The 24260-nt window shown below is 47.2% G+C and carries 19 protein-coding genes; 5 read left to right on the forward strand and 14 right to left on the reverse strand.

What is annotated here, in order from left to right; genetic code table 11:
* Positions 1 to 59 precede the first annotated feature (59 nt).
* From L5M40_RS14530 to guaB, 4 genes are all read right to left on the reverse strand, one after another.
* A complete protein-coding gene (locus L5M40_RS14530; protein ID WP_263177089.1) occupies positions 60 to 3011 on the reverse strand; it encodes a hypothetical protein in 2952 nt (983 codons plus the stop codon).
* Positions 2969 to 3901, reverse strand: coding sequence for a hypothetical protein (locus tag L5M40_RS14535; RefSeq protein WP_263177090.1), 933 nt, complete (start codon positions 3899 to 3901; stop codon positions 2969 to 2971). Before L5M40_RS14535 ends, L5M40_RS14530 begins: the two co-directional genes overlap by 43 nt.
* 373 nt (positions 3902 to 4274) lie before the next feature.
* Positions 4275 to 5852, reverse strand: a complete 1578-nt coding sequence (guaA, locus tag L5M40_RS14540) for a glutamine-hydrolyzing GMP synthase (RefSeq protein WP_028761248.1) — start codon at positions 5850 to 5852, stop codon at positions 4275 to 4277.
* Positions 5853 to 5970: 118 nt separating this feature from the next.
* Positions 5971 to 7437, reverse strand: a complete 1467-nt coding sequence (gene guaB / locus L5M40_RS14545; protein WP_006085677.1) for an IMP dehydrogenase — start codon at positions 7435 to 7437, stop codon at positions 5971 to 5973.
* 120 nt (positions 7438 to 7557) lie between these two features.
* Here guaB and xseA point away from each other — a divergent pair, with 120 nt between their 5' ends.
* The gene (gene xseA / locus L5M40_RS14550) at positions 7558 to 8904 is read left to right on the forward strand and encodes an exodeoxyribonuclease VII large subunit (RefSeq protein WP_263177091.1); all 1347 of its coding nucleotides are present in this window, start codon (positions 7558 to 7560) and stop codon (positions 8902 to 8904) included.
* 82 nt (positions 8905 to 8986) lie between these two features.
* On the opposite strand, the gene der is transcribed toward xseA, so the two are convergent.
* The 8 genes from der to L5M40_RS14590 all read right to left on the reverse strand — a co-directional run bounded on the left by der (position 8987) and on the right by L5M40_RS14590 (position 17961).
* Positions 8987 to 10453: a ribosome biogenesis GTPase Der gene (gene der / locus L5M40_RS14555; RefSeq protein ID WP_105251897.1), complete on the reverse strand. Its 1467-nt coding sequence runs from the start codon at positions 10451 to 10453 to the stop codon at positions 8987 to 8989.
* A 79-nt stretch (positions 10454 to 10532) separates the two neighbouring features.
* Positions 10533 to 11720, reverse strand: a complete 1188-nt coding sequence (bamB, locus tag L5M40_RS14560; protein WP_028761250.1) for an outer membrane protein assembly factor BamB — start codon at positions 11718 to 11720, stop codon at positions 10533 to 10535.
* An 11-nt stretch (positions 11721 to 11731) separates the two neighbouring features.
* Positions 11732 to 12352, reverse strand: coding sequence for a tetratricopeptide repeat protein (locus L5M40_RS14565; RefSeq protein WP_113939439.1), 621 nt, complete (start codon positions 12350 to 12352; stop codon positions 11732 to 11734).
* A gap of 13 nt (positions 12353 to 12365) precedes the next feature.
* Positions 12366 to 13643 (reverse strand): histidine--tRNA ligase, encoded by a 1278-nt coding sequence (gene hisS, locus L5M40_RS14570; RefSeq protein ID WP_113939438.1) that lies wholly within the window; start codon positions 13641 to 13643, stop codon positions 12366 to 12368.
* A 144-nt stretch (positions 13644 to 13787) separates the two neighbouring features.
* The gene (gene ispG, locus L5M40_RS14575; protein ID WP_105251894.1) at positions 13788 to 14903 is read right to left on the reverse strand and encodes a flavodoxin-dependent (E)-4-hydroxy-3-methylbut-2-enyl-diphosphate synthase; all 1116 of its coding nucleotides are present in this window, start codon (positions 14901 to 14903) and stop codon (positions 13788 to 13790) included.
* A 48-nt stretch (positions 14904 to 14951) separates the two neighbouring features.
* Positions 14952 to 16022 carry a RodZ domain-containing protein gene (locus L5M40_RS14580; protein WP_219250960.1) on the reverse strand — a complete coding sequence of 357 codons (1071 nt, stop codon included), beginning with the start codon at positions 16020 to 16022 and terminating at the stop codon, positions 14952 to 14954.
* Complete coding sequence (gene pilW, locus L5M40_RS14585) at positions 16019 to 16807, reverse strand: type IV pilus biogenesis/stability protein PilW (RefSeq protein ID WP_028761255.1); 789 nt, start codon at positions 16805 to 16807, stop codon at positions 16019 to 16021. The genes L5M40_RS14580 and pilW overlap by 4 nt, the downstream gene beginning before the upstream one ends.
* A gap of 32 nt (positions 16808 to 16839) precedes the next feature.
* Entirely contained in the window at positions 16840 to 17961 is a 1122-nt protein-coding gene (locus tag L5M40_RS14590; protein WP_028761256.1) for a bifunctional tRNA (adenosine(37)-C2)-methyltransferase TrmG/ribosomal RNA large subunit methyltransferase RlmN, read from the reverse strand.
* A gap of 151 nt (positions 17962 to 18112) precedes the next feature.
* Here L5M40_RS14590 and L5M40_RS14595 point away from each other — a divergent pair, with 151 nt between their 5' ends.
* Both L5M40_RS14595 and L5M40_RS14600 read left to right on the forward strand, forming a co-directional pair.
* On the forward strand, positions 18113 to 19204 hold the full coding sequence (locus L5M40_RS14595; RefSeq protein ID WP_173243691.1) for a CNNM domain-containing protein: 1092 nt from the start codon (positions 18113 to 18115) through the stop codon (positions 19202 to 19204).
* Between the two features lie 144 nt (positions 19205 to 19348).
* Positions 19349 to 21094: a bifunctional metallophosphatase/5'-nucleotidase gene (locus L5M40_RS14600; RefSeq protein WP_219250961.1), complete on the forward strand. Its 1746-nt coding sequence runs from the start codon at positions 19349 to 19351 to the stop codon at positions 21092 to 21094.
* Between the two features lie 84 nt (positions 21095 to 21178).
* Here L5M40_RS14600 and L5M40_RS14605 read toward each other — a convergent pair whose 3' ends face one another.
* Positions 21179 to 22072, reverse strand: coding sequence for a LysR substrate-binding domain-containing protein (locus L5M40_RS14605; protein ID WP_263256828.1), 894 nt, complete (start codon positions 22070 to 22072; stop codon positions 21179 to 21181).
* A 183-nt stretch (positions 22073 to 22255) separates the two neighbouring features.
* Between L5M40_RS14605 and L5M40_RS14610 the strand changes: the two genes are divergently transcribed.
* Positions 22256 to 22699, forward strand: a complete 444-nt coding sequence (locus L5M40_RS14610; protein WP_028761260.1) for a DoxX family protein — start codon at positions 22256 to 22258, stop codon at positions 22697 to 22699.
* A gap of 13 nt (positions 22700 to 22712) precedes the next feature.
* A complete protein-coding gene (locus L5M40_RS14615) occupies positions 22713 to 23423 on the forward strand; it encodes a pirin family protein (RefSeq protein WP_263256830.1) in 711 nt (236 codons plus the stop codon).
* Positions 23424 to 23722: 299 nt separating this feature from the next.
* Here L5M40_RS14615 and L5M40_RS14620 read toward each other — a convergent pair whose 3' ends face one another.
* Positions 23723 to 24247, reverse strand: coding sequence for a GNAT family N-acetyltransferase (locus tag L5M40_RS14620; protein WP_173243682.1), 525 nt, complete (start codon positions 24245 to 24247; stop codon positions 23723 to 23725).
* Between the last annotated feature and the right edge of the window lie 13 nt (positions 24248 to 24260).

Here is a 24260-nt window from a genome sequence, read left to right on the forward strand (position 1 = left end):
AGATAATGGGCTTTCATCTCTCTCGGGATTGGACATGCAGAGTTCGGGTAGAGTAGCCCTTATTCAAACCTTTGTTCACGCTCCTCATCCTCCCGCTGTTCACGCAATTTCTCATGCTCGATCAACTCAACCAGTTTTGCTGACACCGATTTAGCAGCCATCGCAATATTCGGGCTCCCATGTTCAAGTAACCCTCTAATAGCATCCGCTCTAGGTTGCATCGCATTTGCTCGGCTACCAGACCAAGATGAAGGAGTAACACGTTCAGCAAATACCTCCAGTATGGCAACCGGATCAGGAGCCGCTTCCAACAGCCTGATGGCTGATTCCGATATTGTTATTGTCCCTTCATCCTTTGACCAAAGGCGGACACCCTTCGCGACAGCAACCCATACTCTGGTCTCGTTTCGACTACGACACCACTCAATCAAATCGTTCACATCAATTTTAGCGAGAGGAGTCCGACGCAAACCACCACAGTTAATAAAAAAAAGTCGCCAACGTTGTTGTTCTTCAGTTCCCTCAAAAATACGATCGAGGAATGCTTCTGACATCAATGCGGCGGTCGTCTCAATAGACTTTTCAAAGTCATGAATGTAGCCATAGTTCTCATCAACAACAGAAAAAATCATATCCAACCACTCTAGCTTTTCGGCTTCGTTACCATCGAAACGCAAAGCTGTACTGACGACCCGAGCCATATGATGATCCATAGACCCACCAGAATCGCGGTCACTGCTTGAAAACCTCTGTATCGCAGCCCTTAGGCCAACTAGTCGAAAGTCTGGACCAAGCGAGTCCACCACTTCCTTTTCGCTATACAGTCTCATGGTTAGAGCTTTTAAAACTACTACATCACCATTTGGCTTACTCAGAAGTCGCTGAGCAAGATCAAGGACACGGGCTCTTGGCAAATCAGCATAGTCGTCCCGCCATAAGATTGGCTCATACATCCAGGAACTTGTGTCAGTATCTTCCAACAACGCTATACAGCGATCTAAATCGATTTCAGTAAACTCCCGCCGGGGATGCAAGCCGACTAACACTCGTCGAAGTTCAGGATGTTGTGCGCACTGATCGAGTAGATCTTGGGCTAGAGCTAAATCGACGGAGTTTACAGCTTCAATGAAGCCGCCGAAGACTGAAAATCCTCTATTAGCTTCGGGTTGTAGTCCCAATTGATCAATGAGTTGCTGCCAGTTGACCCGCAAATCCTGTGCCCCTTTCGCCAAGCCCCTCCCAAATGCGGTGCGATAGGGCATCCAATCGTTGGAGAACAGGTTACACCCCAACTCGCCAAGCTCATGCTCTGATGCGGCGAAGTCCTCACCCAATTGAAGCGCCTTGGCTTCAAGTCGCTTCTCAGCTTCGCTATGCTTGTTGGTGTCTTCATGATCAAAATCAACGTCAAGCGCCCAATAGTAGTGCTCATTACTGAGCACATATGTCATTATTTCCGAAACCAAGTCATGAGGCTCCAACTCCCTCTCCAATGCGGCAAGGTTGTCTGGCAGTGACTCTACATCATCCCCGTCTTTGCGCTTAGTATGGTCGAAATAGATCGTTGTTCGGACGGCTTTCCACCCCTCACCCCAAGGGTAATGCGCATGTAACTTGCGCGCTGCATCAATGAGTTTTTCCCTAATTGCAACTTGTCGCCACATGCCTCTAAATGCTTTCGCCAGCGTCTGTCTTGCGAGATCTTCAAGAGTCGAATCACTAGAGGTTCCCAGTTTGACAGCAACGTCGATAAAGGCGCTACGCCACTGCACAAGCTGATCGTGATTGGGTTTAAATCCATAGTCTCTTGGGCGAGCACCAAACTCATGTCCCCCTGACCCACTCCACCGCGCTTCTAAGGCAGTAGAGAGCATCCTTAAACCCAGCGACCTACGTCCAGTAACACTTGATGAAAGACATTCATTCATGATCGCAACGCGCTGTTCTAAAGTAGCGTGGGTGCCAGAGAGATATGCTTGGAAGAACTTTGTTATCTGGTTTCGCACCGAGGCGTTATTATTACTTTCCTCTTCTAAATCAGCCAGATGAATGAGCAATCTAATGCACCGTTCAAAGGTGCTCGGTTCATACGCCAGCAATAGCAGAAGATTGATAATTGACGTTCGCCGAGATTTATAACCCGGTTTCATGCCTTCAAAATCAGAGGAGATAAGTACCGCTTCAATCCTGTCGAGCAGAACTTCAGGCGCTACTGGTGCGATATAATCCAGCATTCGTGCCGATATATCGTTTAATTCTGTTATCCGCCCCAGCAACCCATCGGGTTGAAGCCAAGTTTCAACGATCTCTTTCGCCACAGGATGATCGTGCAACAACCCTAGCCTATGTGCGAAAGACATGAGTAAGCGTTGACGTTCAGGGGCTTCAAAGGTTTCTCTGAGTTGAGCAACTGGGATATTATTCAGTGCCGACATAGCCAACTTATTGGCAATGGCATGGGGCAAAATAGCTCTCCAATAAGCCCTCTTCTGTACTATATGGCGGTTTGATAACTTGTTGACTGACCGAGACAACTGGCTTGAGGAATACCCAAAGTTCGAACCCAATACCTCAAGTTCGTTTTGGCCTTTCTCAACAGTTGCTACCGAGAATGAATATACCAGAGACAGAATTTCAGCGTGCTCACGCAGGTTATCATCAGGGCCTTTACGCTGCTCAAACAAGCGATCAAACAACTGAGTATCAGAAAGCTGAGCTAAACTCTCACCTTCCTCAACCCTCTCGGCAATAGCCAGAGATACCCTCGAATTACCATCAGCAAACGCGGCAATTCGGCGGGCGTTATTCTGGCCGATTTTAGGGAAACGGCGCAGCAGAAGCTGTTCAGCCACCTCAGGCCCTACTGCTTCTATATGGATGACCTCAGTGGTCTGAGGCTTATCGTCTCTGATGTCATATTCAACCGTGATAAGGCTGACCTTTGTACCTTTGGCAGAGACTTTACTGGCTAGTAAGGTGTGCAATTCTGAAGGGCAATTATCAAGGACCATAATAGCCCGTTCCCCTCTGCAATCAGCCTATCTAGCATTGCTGTAGCAGAAGGCTCCGGACTTTCACCTGTGTCGACATAGACTGCGATAGTCCGGTCAAGCGCATCTGTGCCGACTGTCTCATCGAAAAGTGCCTGTACGATTCTGGTCTTTCCAACGCCAGATAACCCAGTGATGCGAACCGCCTTCCTAGTAGAGCGAATAAGATCTCGCATCGGTGCAATGGCGTCATTAATGCTGAGCTGTTGCCCCCTGCCTGACGGCAGAGTGACGGTCACCCCTGGTGCTGAAATCAAGGTGTCCAGCGCCCCCTCGGGTGGATTACTCCATGCGCCGTATGGCTGCCAACCGGAATATCCCTGACCGAGATTTCTTTTTGTCCAGAGCATGACTGACGGATGTTGCCGCACCCATTGAGCCAGTTTAGAACGGTCGTAGAAGTCCAAGTAAAGATTGTCACTATTAGGATCATCCGCCACGGCATCTCGCATAGCTTTGATGCGGTCCCTCTTCATAAGAGGAGAGCAATCATCACCTAAGCTGACAATGATATAGCTCCCACCTTTTTTAGCATGTTCAGAGATGGTCGAAGACAGTTTCCCTGCGGTGACCATTTCCTTGATAATTGCAGCCCTCGGCATCGAATGCTTTTTTGCCTGAAGAATGGTGTTCGGCCTTTCGAGAAAACCTGCGCTCAGCTGTTCGACAGGGACTTGAACGTGAATATCAATCCCACCATCAGCAGCATTAATTGAACCTGACCAGTTTACATACGCAGGGCTATGCCCCTGCGCCGCTATTTCAGCCTCGGCGAGGCGAGCAATCAACTCTTCGAGCAGAGTATCAGAGAGTCGGAGTAATTCGTCTTTCTCAATATCAAAAATTGCCACGGTAATCCTCAGCTGAACATCTTGTTAACTCTATCTAGAGCAAGATAATTTTATCGGATAATCAAGAATTCGATAATAACAGCTCTTAGCCTAATGATTAAAAAGAAGTTTAAGGAGAAAAACCTTATCAATAGATGTGTTAACTCAAATAGTGGTACACAATCCCGCATTGGAAAGAAAGTGCTGTCTTATATTTTTACTCAGTTAAAGGACTGCAATTTGCGTCCGAAGCAATACTGACCGCTTCAGATTTTTGGATCACCTTGTTTTTTTTTAGAAAAAATATCGTCATCCCAATAAAAATGCCAGTCAATAAAATGACTGGCATTGAGATAAATCATAAATAGTATTTTATTAGCTATTTATATTTGGGCTATTCCCATTCGATGGTTGCAGGTGGCTTACCTGAAATATCGTAAACTACGCGAGAAATGCCATCGACTTCGTTAATGATGCGGTTTGATACGCGACCTAAGAAATCATAGGGCAGATGTGCCCAATGGGCTGTCATAAAATCGATTGTTTCAACTGCGCGCAGTGACACAACCCAGTCATATTTACGGCCATCGCCCATCACGCCAACAGAGCGTACAGGTAAGAACACTGTAAAGGCTTGGCTGACTTTATTGTATAAGTCGGCTTTATGCAGTTCTTCAATGAAGATAGCATCGGCGCGGCGCAGCAAGTCACAGTATTCTTTTTTCACTTCACCTAATACGCGCACACCAAGACCAGGGCCTGGGAACGGGTGACGATAAAGCATGTTGTATGGCAGGCCTAACTCAAGACCAATTTTACGCACTTCGTCTTTGAACAGTTCACGCAGAGGCTCGACTAAACCGAGCGCCATATCGGCTGGCAAACCGCCAACGTTATGGTGAGATTTAATCACATGTGCTTTGCCTGTGGCACTACCAGCAGATTCAATCACGTCTGGATAAATCGTGCCTTGCGCTAACCATTTGGCATTGGCGCATTTTTTCGATTCTTCATCGAAAATTTCCACGAATACGCGGCCGATGATCTTACGCTTAGCCTCTGGATCGGCTTCGCCTTTCATCGCATCGAGGAAACGGTTTTCCGCATCAACGTGGATGATATTCAGGCCGAAATGATCGCCAAACATTTCCATCACTTGCTCGGCTTCGTTCAAACGTAATAAACCGTTATCAACGAATACGCAGGTCAGTTTTTTGCCGATAGCGCGGTGTAGCAGCATAGCCACAACCGAAGAATCAACACCGCCCGATAATCCTAAAATCACTTCATCATCACCGATTTGCTTCTTCAAGCGCTCAATCGCATCTTCGATGATAGAGGAGGGTTTCCAGTTGGCTGCACAGCCACAAATGTCTAAGGCAAAGTGCGATAACATGCGCATGCCTTGGCGAGTGTGGGTCACTTCTGGGTGGAACTGTACGCCGAAGAATTGCTTTTCTTCGTTTGCCATAGCGGCAAATGGGCAAGTGTCCGTTTTAGCTACCGCCACAAACCCTTCAGGAATAGCCGACACTTTATCGCCGTGGCTCATCCATACGTCGAGTAAGGGTTTGCCGTCACTGCTAACCGCATCTTCGATGCCTTTGAATAGCAATGAATCTGTCAGCATTTCAATTTGAGCGTAGCCGAATTCACCTTCGCCCACACCTTGGATCACTTTACCGCCCAGCTGCTCAGACATAGTCTGCATACCGTAACAAATGCCCAGTACCGGCACACCTGCAGTAAAGACGTATTCAGGCGCACGCGGCGAGTTTTCAGCCGTGACACTTTCAGGTCCGCCCGCAAGAATAATGCCGTTCGGGGCAAATTCGCGGATTTGGGCTTCGGTGACATCCCAAGCCCATAATTCACAGTAAACGCCGATTTCACGGATACGACGGGCAATCAGTTGAGTGTACTGGGATCCAAAATCGAGGATCAGTATCTTGTGCTCATGAATATCGCTCATGGGTAACCTTTATCTCATCTATTGTTTTAACATTGCTCAAAGCAGCGATTGCCAGCTTTAAGTATTGGATCATACGTTTTACAAAGAGGCGGCTTACGCCGCCCCTCTTATCAAACGATTAAGAACCTGAACGGTAGTTCGGCGCTTCTTTCGTGATAGTCACATCGTGTACGTGGGACTCGCCCATGCCCGCTGAAGTTACTTTCACAAATTGGGCTTTTTCATTCAGCTCTAGAATGGTGGCGCAGCCAGTCAAGCCCATGCATGAACGTAAACCGCCCATATGTTGATGGATGATTTCCTTCAACTTGCCTTTGTAAGGCACGCGCGCTTCCACACCTTCGGGAACTAACTTGTCTGCAGCATTATCCGATTGGAAATAGCGGTCAGAAGAGCCTTGAGACATAGCGCCTAATGAACCCATACCACGGTAGGATTTATACGCACGACCTTGATATAACTCAGTTTCACCTGGTGCTTCCTCAGTTCCCGCAAACATTGAGCCCGCCATGATGCAAGATGCACCCGCCGCTAATGCTTTGGCTAAATCGCCAGAGAAACGAATGCCGCCGTCGGCAATCACAGGAATACCTAGGCTCTTCATGGCTGCAGCGGCATCGGATACCGCGGTAATTTGTGGTACGCCCACGCCAGTCACGATACGAGTCGTACAGATAGAACCAGGGCCAATACCCACTTTAACTGCGTTAACACCCGCTTCGACTAAGGCTAATGCACCTTCAGCCGTGGCAACGTTACCGCCAATGATTTGCAAATCAGGATGTTTAGCGCGAGTTTCACGAATGCGTTGTAAAACGCCTTCGGAATGGCCATGGGAAGAATCGATAAGTAAAACGTCAACACCGGCTTTAACCAGAGCGTCAACACGCTCTTCATTACCAGCGCCCGCACCTACGGCGGCACCAACACGTAAACGGCCTAACTCATCTTTACAGGCATTCGGTTTACGTTCGGCTTTTTCGAAGTCTTTAACTGTAATGAGGCCTTTCAGCTTATAGTTATCATCAACCACAAGAACTTTTTCGATACGATGTGAGTGCATCAATTTTTGCACTTCATCTAATTTAGTGCCTTCGGCAACAGTGACTAAACGCGCTTTAGGCGTCATCACTTCTTCTACCGTTTTGCTCCAATCTGTCACGAAACGTACGTCACGGCCAGTGATGATACCAACCAGCTCGTTGGCTTCGTTGACCACGGGATAACCCGCAAAACCATTCTTCAGTGTTAACACTTTCAGATCGGCTAAGGTCGTTGATGGCGTCACAGTTACAGGTTGTTGAACCACGCCCGCTTCGTAAATTTTTACTTTACGAACTTCTTCGGCTTGTTTTTCAATGCTCATGTTTTTATGAATAAAGCCTAAGCCGCCTTCCTGCGCCATCGCGATCGCAAGACGAGCTTCGGTAACTGTGTCCATAGCGGCAGACACTAGTGGGATATTCAATTCAATGGTATTGGTCAGGCGAGTTTTTAGAATGGCGGTATTTGGGAGTACAGTCGAATGCGCAGGAACAAGCAACACATCGTCAAAAGTAAGCGCTTCTTTAATTAAACGTAGCATATGCAACATCTCCCCAGTTGAGTAGGATTTAGAGGTGAAATATTGCGGCGGGATTATACCTTGCATATCGCCACTGGTAAATGGAAAATAGTAAATATCCCCATTTTATTGAGTTATTCGATGCAAGGCACCAAAAACAACATTTATACTGTCTCGCGGCTCAATGGTGAAGTCAGGCAAATCCTCGAGGGGCAACTGGGTAAAATCTGGCTCAATGGCGAAATATCCAACTTTTCCTCCCCCAGCTCAGGGCATTGGTATCTCACCTTAAAAGACCACTCTTCGCAGATCCGTTGCGCCATGTTTAAGGGCCGTAACCAAACGGTCAGCTTTAAGCCCATCAATGGTCAGCAAGTGCTGGTCAAAGGCGCGATCAGCGTTTATGAACCCAGAGGCGACTATCAATTATTAATTGAGTCCATGCTGCCCGCTGGGGATGGATTACTCGCCCAGCAGTTCGATGCACTCAAGATGAAGCTCGCAGCCGAAGGCTTATTCGCCGCCGACACCAAAAGATTGCTACCCAAAAATATTCAACGCATTGGCGTTATTACGTCACCTACGGGTGCGGCGATCCGTGATGTTTTACATGTATTGGCAAGGCGCGATCCTTCGATTGAAGTCATTATCTATCCGACCCAAGTTCAGGGCGAAACCGCGGCGCAGAGTATTTGTCAGGCAATCAATATCGCCAACCAACGTTTAGAAGTCGATGTATTACTGCTCACCCGCGGCGGCGGTTCGCTTGAGGATTTGTGGTGTTTTAACAGCGAAGCCCTCGCCCACACGATTTATAACAGCGCCCTGCCCATTGTCAGCGCCGTCGGCCACGAGGTTGATACGACTATCAGTGATTATGTTGCTGATATCCGCGCCCCAACACCCTCTGCGGGCGCGGAGCTATTATCACAAGACAGTGATAATAAGGCGCAAAAACTCGCCACAGCCTTATCGCGCCTGCAACAAAGCGCGAAACATTATCAGCTTAAACAAGAAAGACGACTTAGTTTGCTAGAGTACAGACTGCAACGCCAAGACCCTAAACGGACTTTGCAGCAGTTCGAACAAAGATTCGATGAGATGCAATTACGACTAGAGTCCGCGCTGTCGAATCGCTTGCATCTGCTCAGCCGCCGTCAGCAGTTGCTCGCAAGCCGCCTTGAACAGCAATCTCCCAAGCATAAACTCGCCATTGAGGGTAACCGCTTAAGTTATCTTGCGAGCCGCTTACAGGATGCATTGCAGGACAAACTCAGCCAAAGTGAACAGCGGATAAAATACGCGGCCCATCAACTCGAAACCGTCAGTCCGCTTGCCACTTTAAGCCGTGGTTACAGCATTACCACTGACATCCACAATCAAGTGGTCGACTCTGCTGATAAACTGGCCATAGGTGATAGTTTGCAGACCCGCTTGCGCCATGGACAAGTGATTTCAACCGTCACTCAGATAAAGCCGCTCGAATAAATCTACATGACGCTGAAATAGTCTTAAAACACAAAAGGAACCCTAAGGTTCCTTTTGTTTCAAATGTGTCTGGTAAAAAACACTATTTGGTTTTTCTGTCTTTGATATGGCTTTGTGCGCGTTTGCGACGGCGCTCTTGGCTCATAGTTAACTTCTCAGTCTTGTTTTCAAATGGGTTATCACCCTCTTGGAAACGTAGCTGGATTGGCGTACCCACCACTTTCAACGAACGACGGAAGTAGTTCATCATGTAACGCTTGTACGAGTCAGGCAGTCTACTCACTTGGTTACCGTGAATGACCACGATTGGCGGATTGTAACCACCGGCGTGAGCGTATTTAAGCTTCACACGGCGACCATTCACTAATGGCGGCTGGTGATCGTCCTGCGACATTTGCATAATACGAGTCAACATAGAAGTGCTGACGCGGCGTGTGGCACTGTCGTAAGCTTCTTCAATCGATTCAAATAAATGGCCAACACCAGTACCGTGCAGCGCCGAAATAAAGTGAATACGGGCAAAGTCGATAAAACCAAGACGACGGTCAAGCTCGCTTTTCACACGATCTTTAATCCCTTGGTCGATACCATCCCACTTGTTGACGGCAATAACCAAAGCGCGACCCGCATTGAGTGCGAAACCCAACAGACCTAAATCTTGTTCGGCAATCCCTTCACGGGCATCGATGATAAGCAACACCACGTTAGCATCTTCAACCGCTTTCAAGGTCTTGATCACTGAGAATTTCTCAATGACTTGATGTACTTTACTGCGGCGACGAACACCCGCAGTATCGATAATCACGTACTCGCGACCTTCGCGTTCCATTGGAATGTAAATACTGTCACGGGTCGTACCGGGTTCATCAAATACCACGACACGCTCTTCACCTAGAATACGGTTAGTCAGGGTTGACTTACCGACGTTAGGTTTACCTATGATCGCCAGCTTGATAGGTAAATCTTGCAGACGCTTTTGCTCAGCTTCGGCTTCTTCTTCGGTATATTCACGCTCTTCAGTAACTTCGTCTTCACCTTGACGCACAATGCCCATCGCTTCGGCATAAGGGGTCAGCGCGTATTCGATCATATTAGTCACGCCGCGTCCTTGAGACGCCGCCATTTGGTAAACTTCACCTAGACCTAAAGACCAAAACTCGGCACAAGCTGAATCGGCATCAATACCGTCAACTTTGTTAGCAACCACAAAGGTGGTTTTTTGACGGCTACGTAAGTGCTGTGCAATCGACAGATCCGCAGCGGTTAAACCCGCGCGCGCATCGGTCATAAATAGAACGACATCGGCTTCTTCAATGGCAGCAAGGGATTGCTCAGCCATTTTCGTCTCGATCCCTTCTTCAGTGCCATCGATACCGCCGGTATCGACCACAATGAACTCATAGCCGGATAAGAATGCTCGACCATATTTACGGTCACGTGTTAGGCCAGGAAAGTCAGCAACCAGCGCATCACGCGTGCGCGTAAGACGATTAAATAGGGTGGATTTACCGACGTTCGGCCGACCAACAAGGGCCACTACAGGGATCATGATTTTGCCTCTAAAAAACTTTTCAATAAAAAGCCCCCGGAACACACTTCCAGGGGCTCAGCAAGGATAACACTTTTAACTATGGAAGTGTTACAACAGCCAACTTTCCGCTGCGACCTTGAACATAGATTTTATCATCCACCACTAACGGCTGGCTGTATAATCCTGAGCTGTCCACTTGGACACGACCCACAATCGTCCCTGTACTGCGATCGATGAAGTGTAAATAACCTTCGAAATCACCCACAACTAAATAGTCTTTATACACAGCAGGAGATGTCAGAGTGCGGTTAGCTAACTCAGAATTACTCCACAGTTCCAAACCGTTACGTTTATCAACTGAGTAGATACGGCTGTGATCGTCAACTAAGTACAAGCTTAGGCCCGCTGATGCTAACTCGTTAAAGCTAGAATACTTACGTGTCCACACAACTCGACCCGTGCGCAGTTCCATCGACACTAAGTTACCGTTGTAGCTCACCGCATATAAGTTGTCGCCAAGGATCAAGGGGGTCATATCCACGTCGGCCATACGCGTAAACTCGTTACCGCCCGTTGGATTGTAAATCGCCTGTTCCCACGCAGCTTGACCATTGTTTTTAATCACAACAGCCACTTTGCCATCGGCGGTACCTATGAAGAAACCACCCGCTTCGTAAGCTGCAGAACCTGTACCGCGCAGGGTCAGATTCGGCAATTGCATTTCATACACCCACAGCTTGGCGCCAGTATCGACGTTAAACGCTTCGAGTGAACCAGAGCTGGTACTGACCACCACGACGTCATCGGCCACAGTGGGAGCAGACAGTAATTCACCGCCCGCAACGACATGCCATAACACTTGACCATCTTCAGCGTTCAATGCAGCAAGCAGCCCACTTTCACCACCTAAAAAGACTTTATTACGCGCAGCAGTCACACCAGCAGCAATACGCGCACCTTTATTTTTAGCTAAAGCGTTATCACGAAACTCTTCGCTGAAATCTTTAGTCCAAACGCGCTCGCCAGTGGCCTCATCGAAGGCAACCACTTCACCATAACGGTCGGCGGCAAAAATTTTTCCATAACTAACGGCGGGGGCGAGGCGAGAATAATAATCTCCAACACCATTGCCGACAGAGGTGCTCCAACTCACTTCAGGAAACACTGTCGCCTGAATGGCAGTTAACTCACTTACCGGTTCTTCTTCGACATCGCTCGACGAACAGGCGGATAACATGGCCAGACTTAATCCAGCGGCTAGCAGGTTTTTGCACCAAGACTTCATCAAGGGATCCCTTATGCCTGATTTAGGCTATCAAGTTTGATTTTAAGCGCAGGGCTTGTCACCACACCACCATTGTCCATGGCAGCTTGATAAGCTGTTTTTGCCTTCTCAACTTCACCTTGACGTACTAAGAAATCACCTTTCAACTCATCGCGCTGAGCAAAGAAAGCTTTATCTGTTACTTGATCTAAGGTCGCTAGAGCTGCATCAATTTGACCTTGCTCTGCTTGTACTCGTGCTACACGCAAAGTCGCAATCACATCTAAACCAGCACCAGGTTTAGCCGCAATCACCTTGTTCAAGGCATCAATCGCTTTTGGATAATCCTTCGCTTCTACCGCAGTTTTGGCCACGATCAATTCTAACAAGGCTTGATAGCCCTTTTGATCGTGATTTTTAGAAAACTCGGCGACACCCGCAAGCATAGCGGCTTCATCGGCAGATTTAGTGGTCAAATTTTGGAACGCTTTTGAAGCTTCTTCCGCTTGCGCCACTTTAACGTCAGAATAATAATTCCACGCATATAGGCCGCCTAAACCCACTACGGCACCGATTAAAATTGAATTTCCGTAATCTTTCCAGAACTGCTTGATAGCATCAACTTGTTGTTCTTCTGTGCTATAAATTTCCACGCGCACGTCCCCTTTATTTGATCAGTTCAGCCAAAAATGCGCCTAAGGCACTTCGAGCTACCCGTTGTTGTTCGATGTCATTGCGTAAATGTTTAACCGTAACCATACCTTCGGCAAGTTCATCTTCACCTATCAGTAGTGCCACACTCGCACCGCTTTTGTCGGCACGCTTCATTTGTTTCTTCACGTTACCGCCGCCACAGTGACTCATCACTTTAAGGTTTGGCAGTGCGTTACGTAATTCCTGCGCGACCTTGATGGCTTCAACCAGACAGCTATCACCCATGGCCGTGACATACACATCCACTTCTGGCGGAATATCTTTGGTCAGCTCTAAGGTTTCAAGCAGCAAGACAATGCGCTCTAAGCCCATAGCAAAACCGACCGCTGGAGTATCTTTACCACCTAACTGGGCGACTAAACCATCGTAGCGACCACCCGCAAGTACAGTACCTTGTGAGCCTAAACTAGATGTAACCCATTCAAATACAGTACGATTATAGTAATCTAAACCACGTACTAGACGCGGATTAATGGTGTATTTGATACCCACAGCATCAAGTAGTTCACGCAATTGTGAAAAATGTGTCTTCGATTCTTCACCGAGAAAATCCATTAACTCAGGTGCATCAACCAATATGGCTTGGACATTTTGATCTTTTGAATCCAATACTCGCAGCGGATTGCTGTACATGCGACGCTTACTGTCTTCATCGAGCGCATCTTTATGCTGCTCTAAAAACGCAATCAAGGCATCACGATAAACAGCTCGCTCAGCAGGATCACCTAAGGTATTTAGCTCTAGCGAGACGTGCTCGCTAATACCGAGTTTTTCCCACAGGCGTGCCGATAGCATCAAGACTTCAGCATCAATATCAGCCGAGCCAATGCCATACACTTCAACGCCAAATTGGTTAAACTGACGATAACGGCCTTTTTGTGGACGTTCGTGGCGGAACATAGGACCCATATACCAAAGACGTTGCTCTTGGTTATATAGCAGACCGTTTTCGTTACCTGCACGCACTGTCGACGCGGTACCTTCAGGGCGTAGCGTTAAGCTGTCACCGTTATTATCTGCGAAGGTATACATTTCTTTTTCAACAATATCAGTCACTTCACCGATAGAGCGTTTAAAAAGATCGGTATTTTCCACTATTGGAGTGCGGATTTCGCTGTAACCGTAAGCACTGACGCTCGAACGTAGTACCGCTTCCACTTTTTGCCATAGAGGACTTTGAGTTGGCAGAATGTCATTCATTCCGCGAATCGCTTGGATCTGTTTTGCCACTGTATCGACTCGTCCGATTTCGCTAAATTAATAAAAATGTCACGCATTATAGGCTTTTGAGCGTAAAACGTAAAACGACCCCGTCGGTTTCGGGGCCTAGCTCAACATCATTAGGCGTAATCTATGCCCAAATGCGGGTACATATTACTCAGTTGTGTCTTTGATTTGAATACGGTTCGCCATTTGACTGGCTTTTGCGCGAATTTTCGCTTCAAGGGAATCGACAATGTTGTCGTTGTCAAAACGTTCTTTTTGACGTTCACCCTCATCATAGTAACCGCTCTTATTGTGCCCACCGGTTAAACCGATGTGCGACACTAAGGCTTCACCTGGGCCGTTAACTACGCAGCCGATAATAGACACATCCATGGCGGTAGTCACGTCTTCGAGGCGACGCTCTAACTCATTGACTGTACTGATCACATCGAACTCTTGACGAGAACAAGATGGACAAGCAATGAAGTTAATGCCACGGCTACGAATACGCAGCGACTTTAAAATGTCAAAACCGACTTTGATTTCTTCGACCGGATCAGCGGCCAAGGAAATACGTAGGGTATCACCTATGCCTTCGGCCAATAACATGCCTAAGCCTACGGCCGATTTCACTGAACCCGCGCGCGCGCCACCTGCTTCGGTAATGCCTAAATGCAAGGGTTGACGAATTTGTTTCGCTAATAAACGGTAGGATTCGACCGCTAAAAATACATCGGAGGCTTTAACGCTGACCTTGAACTGATCAAAGTTCAATCTGTCCAGAATATCCACATGGCGCATAGCTGATTCAAGCAAGGCTTCAGGTGTGGGTTCTTTGTACTTGTCCATTAGATCTTTCTCTAATGAACCACCATTCACACCAATACGGATGGGAATATTATGGTCACGGGCACATTCCACCACGCTACGAATACGCTCTTCATTGCCTATATTGCCCGGATTGATTCGAAGGCAATCGACACCGTACTCGGCAACTTTTAGAGCAATGCGATAATCAAAATGAATGTCGGCCACTAAAGGAACATTGACCGCTTGCTTAATGAGCTTAAAGGCTTCAGCCGCATCCATAGTGGGTACAGAGATACGCACTATATCGGCACCGACTTTCTCTAAGGCACGAATTTGAGCAATTGTCGCTTCAACATCTGTGGTCTTAGTATTGGTCATTGACTGAACAGCAATCGGCGCCCCATCACCAATCGGTACATTACCCACATAAATGCGGGTGGAAGGACGTCTTTTTATGGGAGTTTCATTATACATGCTTAATACGCTCTATTTCGGTACGTGCTGCAGATCATTACGCGGTCGTTAGGCTTTAGGCAAGGTTAAACGCGCGACTCGTCCCTTGGGGAAATCCGCTAGGCTAACAATTTGTCCATCTAAGCTTAAAGTCGCTACATGGGGCGCACCTAAAATGACTTTAAACGGCGGTACACCGCTCACTTGCACTGTTGCGCCAGCGCCTTTAACACCATCGACTAACGCTTTACCTTTAGCATCAACAATGTTTATCCAGCAATCACCCGTCAACTGGACATCTATAATCGATTGTCCTGCAACAGCAACTAAAGTACTTGCTGCAGTGGCAGTGGTCGTTGATGTTGTGGTCGGTGAAGGCGTTGCACTAACAGGCTGTTGGACCACAGGAGCTGTCGTTTGCGGAACCGATGGCGTTGTCGTAGTGGCTGCGATTGCTGAACCGCCATCTTCATTACTCGTATCAACGGTCTGAGGATAATTATTGTCCGTTGGTCCTGTGCTGACATCAATAGTGCTTGCATCTGTATCTTTAATTGGACCATCGATAGACATTGAGCCGTTTGCGGCAATCTCAGTCAAACGAGGACTGGCATCCGTTTCGGTCAATAACACATCACCTGGCAGCGTCTGATTCGCTGCTGCGACCTCTTCAGCCGTGGGTTGCGACACATCAATAGTGCTCAGCAAGGTCGTTTTTTGCATCCACCAGACGACTAACGAACCGAGTAACACTATGACGATAAAAATACTCAGCCAAGTTAAACGTGTATCGCGAGCTTGATATGTGGTTTTGCGTGAAAAACTTTGCATTGCAGGCTCAGTCACAACTGGCACTTGCTGCACAAGACAAGCTTCAATCAAAGCCGCATCGGCACTGACCATACGCGCGTAGTTTTTCACATAGCCACGTACATAAGTCGATGAGGCAATATTTGTAAAATTGTCAGCTTCAATATCTTCAATAATACGAGGACGTAGATGCAGCTTTACAGCGGCATCTTGAATACTAAGGCCCATTTTTTCGCGGGCGGCTTTTAATAAAGTACCAAGCGTGACATCTAGCGCGACTGATTGCGGTGCTACCGACTCAACTGGCGCATTGGTTTCATGATCTTTCATTGATGCAAATTAACTCTGTATTGCTTGGCCTGAGGTGATGCTGGGAATTTGGCAAGCAATAAAATACCAAATCTCTTCACAGCGGCATCATCATTCACTGCCTGCTCTATTTTGATCCCGAGCGCTAAACTTTCTGGAGTTTGCTCAGCCACTTGGTGATAGCGCGCTAATTGGTTTCGCGCCTGAATAAAATCACCTTGATCGACTTCTAACTCTGCCAACTCCAGTAATGACACCGAGCGTCTCGGGTCATACTTTAACGCCATCTGAAAATACTGTCGTGCCTTTTCTGCTTGTCCTGCTTCGCGACTACAAAGACCTAAGTTCTCATAGCTTGAGGCAGTGCGCGTATATTTGGGCATTTCAATTGCGGCCAAAAACATTTTTTCAGCTTTGTTGTATTGCTTTTGTTGGCACAAAAACACCCCGAAATTATTCATGGAATCGCCAGAGGCGTCCTTAGTACTAATGGCATTCATGTACGACTCTTCGGTACGCACTAAATCGCCCACGGTTTGATAGTAATAAGCCAGAGCGGTATGCACATCTTCGAGCTCTGGAGCATATTCTAATGCTTTATCAAGATTGTATTTGGCTTGTTCCGTGCTACCTCGATTTAAATAGGTTAAACCGAGCTGCATCCGCTCTCTTGCGGCGGCGACTTTGTCTAACTTTCGTTCCGAAACAGGAATATCTGTCCCAGTATAAGTACGCTCAGTGACGCATCCTGTCATCAATAATGACAGGCTTAAAATCAACGAAAACCTTGGCAATCCATGCTTCATGGGCAAGCCTATAAATCTGTGCAAACAAAGAGTTAATTCATTGTGACTGAAATCTGGTTTTCTTGCATGCGTTTTTTCGCTAAACGTTTCGTTCTGTCGCGAATATCGCCAGCTAACTGACCACAAGCGGCATCGATGTCATCTCCACGGGTTTTACGTACGATGACAGTAAAACCGTATTCCATAAGAACCTTAGAAAAACGGTCGATACGTGAATTAGATGAGCGGCCATAAGGCGAGCCAGGATACGGATTAAATGGGATCAGATTCACCTTACATGGCGTATCTTTCATTAACTTAGCTAACTCATGGGCTTGGTCTGTGCTGTCGTTGATATGATCTAGCATCACATATTCAACCGTCACGCGGCCGCGGTTAGCATTTGATTTAGCAATATAGCGACGAATACCCGCTAAAAACTCATCCAGCGGATACTTTTTATTGATCGGAACCAGAATGTCACGCAACTCATCATTCGGTGCATGAATACTGACAGCAAGTGCTACATCGATGGCATCGCCCAGTTTATCTAACGCAGGCACTACGCCTGATGTTGATAAAGTCACGCGGCGCTTTGATAAACTAAAACCAAAATCATCGAGCATGATGTCCATAGCAGGGATCACATTGGCTAAATTGAGTAATGGCTCACCCATGCCCATCATCACGACGTTAGTGATCGGACGCTCGCCCGTGTCTTTTGCAAATCCTAAAAAGTGCGACACGCGCCAGATTTGGCCGACGATTTCAGAAACCGTTAAGTTACGGTTAAAACCTTGCTGACCCGTCGAACAGAAAGTACATTCCAGCGCACAGCCAACCTGTGAAGATACACACAAGGTCGCACGATCATCCTCAGGAATATAAACCGTTTCCACTTCTTGGCCTTGGCCAACATTGATTGCAAATTTTATCGTACCATCGGTCGATTTTTGGAAACTCGAAATTTCTGGTGCAACGATCTCGCAGCGGGCCGCCAATTTTTGACGTAACACTTTGTTGATGTTGGTCATCTCTTCGAAGTCACTGACACCGAAATGATATAGCCATTTCATGAGCTGATCGGCACGAAAGGGTTTTTCACCCATTTCCGCAAATAATGCGCGCATCGCCTTACGATCAAGGTCTAATAAATTGATCTTCTTTTCACTCATATAGCTAACCTCAACACCAAAAACCGGATCCTGCAACAGGGCGGCGAATTATACAGACGCAAATAAATTTTAGCCAGTAACTCAATTCACCTATGATAGAATCTCCACGGGCTAATATTGGCCTAAAATACGGAGTTGTAATTCCACCTATATGTTAACCCTCATCATTATAGTGCTTGTCGCTGTCGCTGTTTCTTTTCTGTGCAGTGTGTTCGAAGCTGTTCTGTTATCGGTTACCCCAAGTTATATCGCATCACTCGAACAAACTGACAGTGCCGCAGCCGCGCGCTTACGTAGATTGAAAGAGAATGTCGAAGCCCCTTTGGTGTCAATCCTTACCCTAAATACTATCGCTCATACCGTCGGTGCCGCCGTTGCAGGTGCGCAAGCGGCTAAAGTATTTGGTGACGATATGTTAGGTGTTTTCTCGGGCGTATTAACCTTTATTATCCTGTTTTTCTCAGAAATCATTCCTAAATCATTGGGTGCAAACCATTGGCGTCGCCTCGCACCGAGTGTTTCTGTTGCCGTGCTGTGGATGAAACGTACCACTAAACCGCTGATCTGGATGTCACAGCAAGTCACTCGCCTAATGGGCAAAGGTGATGAAGGCCACTACATACGCCAAGAGATGAGTGCTATGGCCAAAATTGGCCATGAATCCGGTGAGCTTGATGAGCAAGAGTCAAAAATTTTGACGCAAATGCTGAAGGTGCGAGATATGCCCGTTACGGCAATCATGACGCCGCGCACTGTGATGTTCTCGCTGCCAGTGGATCTGACTCAAAATGAGTTTGTGCGCCAATATCGCGACAAACCTTTTACCCGTATTCCTGTGTACGACCAAGATCATGATGATGTGATTGGTTACATTACCCGCACCGATGTTTTGCTGGCTGAGCGTTACACGCCAGAAGCGCCGATTGGTGAGCTTAAACGGAGTTTATTTGTGGTGCCTGAAACCGCAAAAATTCTGCCACTTTTTGAGCGTATGATTAAGCGTAACACCCAAATTGCGATGGTGGTCGACGAGTACGGCAGTAGCCAAGGTATCGTAACTCAAGAAGATATCATCGAATCTATGTTAGGATTAGAGATTGTCGATCTAAACGACCCCGCGACCGATATGCAGCAATTGGCACGTAAACTTTGGACTAAGCGCATGAAGCAAAAAGGCATTCGCCTATCCGATGACGGTGATTTTGAAGCCGCATCCGATGATGACGAAGCCAAATCCGGCTGAAGGCTAACCAAGTTTAGTACTTGTTAATATAAAGGGAGCCTAGCTCCCTTTATTCTTTTAGAATGCAGATAACTCAGAACCCTCTGAAACTCGCATTTTCAGGTTGCTTGGGTATATACACACCCGCCGTAATAGAGGTAAGTTATGACACAGAGCTACACACTCTCACTCGCGCACATTAATGACACCCATTCGAATTTTGAACCCTGCCGCGTCCAATTTAGCCTTAACATAGGCCAACATAAGCTAGATGTGACCAGCCATAGCGGTGGTTATGCCCGCATCGGCCATCACATCACAAAAGCGCGTCACACCGCTGCACAAACTAATACGCCTTTTATTTTCCTGCATGGTGGTGACAGCTTCCAGGGCACGCTGTATTTCAGCCATTTTAAAGGTAAGGCCAACGCCCACTTACTCAATCTGTTGGCACCTGATGCTATGGTCATTGGCAACCACGATATCGATGAAGGTAACGCCAGACTTGCCGAGTTTGCCAAGCAAATTGATTTCCCATTGCTTGCGGGCAATATGGATTTAAGCCAAGAAGATCTCAACAAACCCGGTTGTCTGCGGGGTTTGCCTAATATCTTGGATTATGATCATGAGCAAAAACGCGCGAAATACCTGCTTAAGCCCTTCCACGATAAGACATTAGCCATTGTCGGTATTACCTTAGATCAGATGAAAGAGATCGCTCGTCCCGATCCCGACACCCATTTTGTCGATGCTATCGCCACTACCGCGCGCACGGTTGAGCACCTTAAAAATCAAGGTATTAAGCATATTATCGTGCTCAGTCACTTAGGCTTAGATCAGGATAAACGCCTCGCGGCCGAAGTCGATGGTATTAGCCTTATCGTCGGCGGTCACACGCATACGCTACAGGGGGATTTTCGCGCCTTAGGTTTGAGCAACCTGCCCTACGGTGAAGTCATCAATAACACGCCCATAGTGCATGCGGGTAAGTATGCCGAAGTCGTCGGCTTGGCCGAGGTAGTATTTGACGCTGAAGGTAAAATGCTGAGCTTAACAGGCGGCAACTACTTCATGCTAGATCAACACTTTATCTTAAGTGCTAACACGGCAGTCGATAACCAAGATTACCAAGCTGTGCGCCAGCAGCTTAATCAGCATCCGAATATCTTTTGGGATGATGCCGATGCCGATATCGATGGCGTGATCCGAGATATCTACAAACCCGCTATCGCAGAGATGGAAAACAAAGTGTTAGCACTGGTGCCGAAGAACTTAGTCCATACCCGCTTACCCTCTAAAGCCCTGCCCCACGGCAGTGAAATAGCACCTTGGGTGAGTCGCAGCATGTTCCAAGAAGCCAAACTGGTCGACCCAAGAGTGAACTTTGCTCTGCATAATGCTGGCGGTGTGCGCCAATCGGTGGCCCAAGGACAATTGACACTAGCCGATGTGATGGGGCAATTACTCCCCTTCGAATTACCATTAGTTAAGTATGAAATTCAAGGTCAGTTTCTCTATCAAGCGCTCGAATCGGCGATTAACGCGGCAACCAACAACAGTGTCCGTGGCACAGGTGCAGGCAGCTTCCCCTACACTTACGGCCTACGGTATTACTACGATGGGCGACGCCCACTGGGTGAGCGTTTATTCAGACTAGAGATGATGCAGCAAGACAGCCAATCACTATGGTATCCCGTTGAACCTGAGTCACTTTACGTAGGAGTTTCAACATCTTATACCGCCGCAGGTAAAGAAGGTTATTCTCCATTGCTGCAAGCCCGCTGGCAGGAATCGATGGAGTCACTGACTTTGCCACAGGCCTTTATTCGATTCTTGAATCGCTCACCGAATCTGTCTGATTTATTGTCACAGCATGTGCATTACACCAGCCACAGCCAACGTATCGGTTAGGCGCTATGCTCCTCATGGCGTAAACATTAATGCTGTGAGGAGCAAAGTGAGTGGCAACTTACAAAGCACTAAACAAACCTGAGCTTAAAATTGCCAATCACATTGCGGTAAACGCGCAGTAAACCAATCCTGCGCCTTGCCTTCAGCATATTTACGCCATGCCATAAACACAGCTTGCGTTGGGCGCGGCATTTCCACATGACAAGCCACTAGGCTTCCCGCCGCCAACGCATCTAAGATCAAGTGCTTTGGAATGTAACCCACACCTAATCCCAATTGCTGCGCCTTAATTTTGGTCTGCATATTCGGCACACGGATCACTTGGCGACTATCAAATAAACCACTTGATCGCTGTGCTAGGGCAGTCGAACTATCTGCTACCACAATAGAAGGAAATTGCAGCAATGCCTCGGTCGGAATTGGACCTGCATGTTGCGCCAATGGGTGCACGGGATTTAAAGCAAATACAAACTCCAACTCCCCAATTTCAACCACATGATATTGGCCTTTGGGCAACTCCCCTGTTACGCCGATAGCGATATCGGCACGACCAGAATAGAGCGCATCCCAGCCGCCACCTAAGGACTCTTCGCTGATATTCACAGTCACTTGCTTACCCAACTCAGTAAACTCACCAATCAACTGCAGCAGGGGTAAATCCGGCACCACTGTATCTATGGCTAAGGTCAATGAAGACTCCCAGCCTGTCTCGAGTTGACGCACCGCCTCTTCGAGCCTTGATGTTGCCGCAAGGATTTCTCGGCCTTGGCGCAGCACAAGTTGACCGACTAAGGTCAGCTCGGCGCGCTGGCCCTTACGTTCAAATAATTTTGTGCCTAAATCGCTTTCCAGTTTCTGCACTGTGTAGGTCAGTGCCGACGGCACCCGAAACAAAGACTCGGCAGCAGCGGAAAAACTGCCTTTTTTATCAATGGCATCGAGCACGATTAATCCATCGAGACTAATAGATGGCAACATATAAACCTTATATTCAAATTATTTGAAATGGACATTGAAAATGTTCCGATTTTCTTTGCCAAAGGTCAAGTCTACACTGCTTAGCAATGGAGAAGTTCTTCGGAACTGCAGCCAAACTGACTTAAGACTGAGTGAACAATACCCTTAACTATTCGTTAAATAATTTGAAATGAGGAATATCCCATGAAAGCACTGATCACAAAAACACTGAAATCAGCCCCGAGTTTTGCCCCACTGGCACTGCGCATTCCTATCGGGATCATCTTAATCGCCCATGGTTCACAAAAACTGTTTGGCTGGTTTGGCGGTTACGGCTTAGAAGGCACTGGACAATGGATGGCATCCATTGGTTTGACGCCAGGTTACTTAATGGCATTGATGGCAGGTTCAAGTGAATTCTTCGGCGGCCTGTTCCTATTGCTTGGCCTGCTGACTCGCCCAACGGCCCTCGTCTTGTCATTCACTATGGTTGTGGCGATTTTCTCGGTACATATAGGCAACGGTCTGTTCCTTGCCAATAACGGTTACGAATTTGGTCTCGCCCTATTAGCAGCCACAGTCTCATTGACGGTATCAGGTGCTGGCAAATTCGCTGTAGATAACCTATTCGCTAACCGCATCAAATAAAGGGGAAAGCAAGATGATCACATTAAGAAAAGCACAAGATCGCGGTCAAGCAGATTTAGGCTGGCTAAAGAGTCAACATACCTTCTCTTTCTCTAGCTACTATGACCCAGAGCACATGGGAATATCATCCCTAAGAGTCATCAACGATGACAGAGTGGCACCCGGCGCAGGTTTTGATACCCATGGTCATAAAGACATGGAGATCATCAGTTACGTGATATCCGGCACTATCGCTCACAAGGATAGCTTCGGCAATATCAAAACCTTACCCGCAGGTGAGTTTCAATTGATGTCCGCAGGTAAAGGCATTTACCACAGCGAGTTTAATGCCTCTAAAACCGAGCCACTGCACTTTTTACAGATTTGGATCCGCCCAGATACTTTAGGCATAGATGCGGGCTATCAGCAAAAAGCATTTGAGCAAAGCTCACCACTGACGGCTGTAGTGACACCAAACGGTGAAAATGGCACGCTCAAAGTGCAACAAGATGCGACCCTATATCGTTTAGTGTTGAGTGAAGGCGAAAAAGTAACGATGAGTAGAAACGCCGCTCAAGCAAATCGTCATCTGTATGTTCAATTGATTGAAGGTACGTTGGATATCAATGGCACAACACTCACGGCTGGGGACGGCGCACACCTGACACAACTCGCGAGTGTCGACTTTACTGCGACAAGCTGCCCAGTTACCGCATTAGTGTTCGATTTATCGCCTAATGCGTAATACAAGTGATTTAACAAAGCGATTCAGTAATTCAGCTTCACTAGTTATTGGTTATTAGTTATTGGTTATTAGTTATTAGTTATTAGTTATTAGTTATTAGTTATTGGTTATTGGTTATTAGCAAACTACCAAGCAAACGATTGAGTAAGTGATTAGATGCCAGCTTGATAAGCACTCACCGAGAAGCACTGCCACAAGTCATCTTTGGCAGTGTTTTTTATTGGCGCTTCTATGGCGATGTGATAAAGCCTTGCTAACGGCTTCGTTTAGCTAACCAGATCAGCCCTTGATAAGCTGAGTTAGAGGGCGAGCGTCATGCTGAAGTTAACCAACACTTGAGCTTGACCCTGTGCTTTATCCGCCGCATTCAAAAAACGCTTATGTTCATTACGACGAATACTGCGAAATCCCTGTTTCTCAAAAAAAGGACGCGCGAGATAGGACGCTTCAACCGTTAATCGTTTCAGCGCTAAGATTTTAACTTCCTCAAACAACGCAAAATACAAAGAGGTAGCCACCCCAGAACGGGCATATTCTGGATGAACAAACAAACATTCCACTTCAGCAGCGGCTTCAACATCGCTGTCGGCGCCTATCTTAAGATTGATAAAACCCACCAGCATATTATCGGTTTCGGCAACCCAAATAGTGGTTCCCTGTAAGCGTTCAAGCCAATAGTTCTCACTGCGGATCTCACCTTCGATATAAGCCCAAGCAGAGCGCTCGGCAAACGAGTAAAACTCACCAGAGCCTTGCATTACACTCGCCTCAAAGATTGCCGCCAACTGCGAGACATCCGATGGCGTAAATAGTCGAATCTTCATTCTCTGCCCTCCA

Origin of the sequence: Shewanella sp. SM68, from assembly GCF_025653925.1 — a bacterium.
Classification (GTDB): Bacteria; Pseudomonadota; Gammaproteobacteria; order Enterobacterales; family Shewanellaceae; genus Shewanella; species Shewanella oncorhynchi.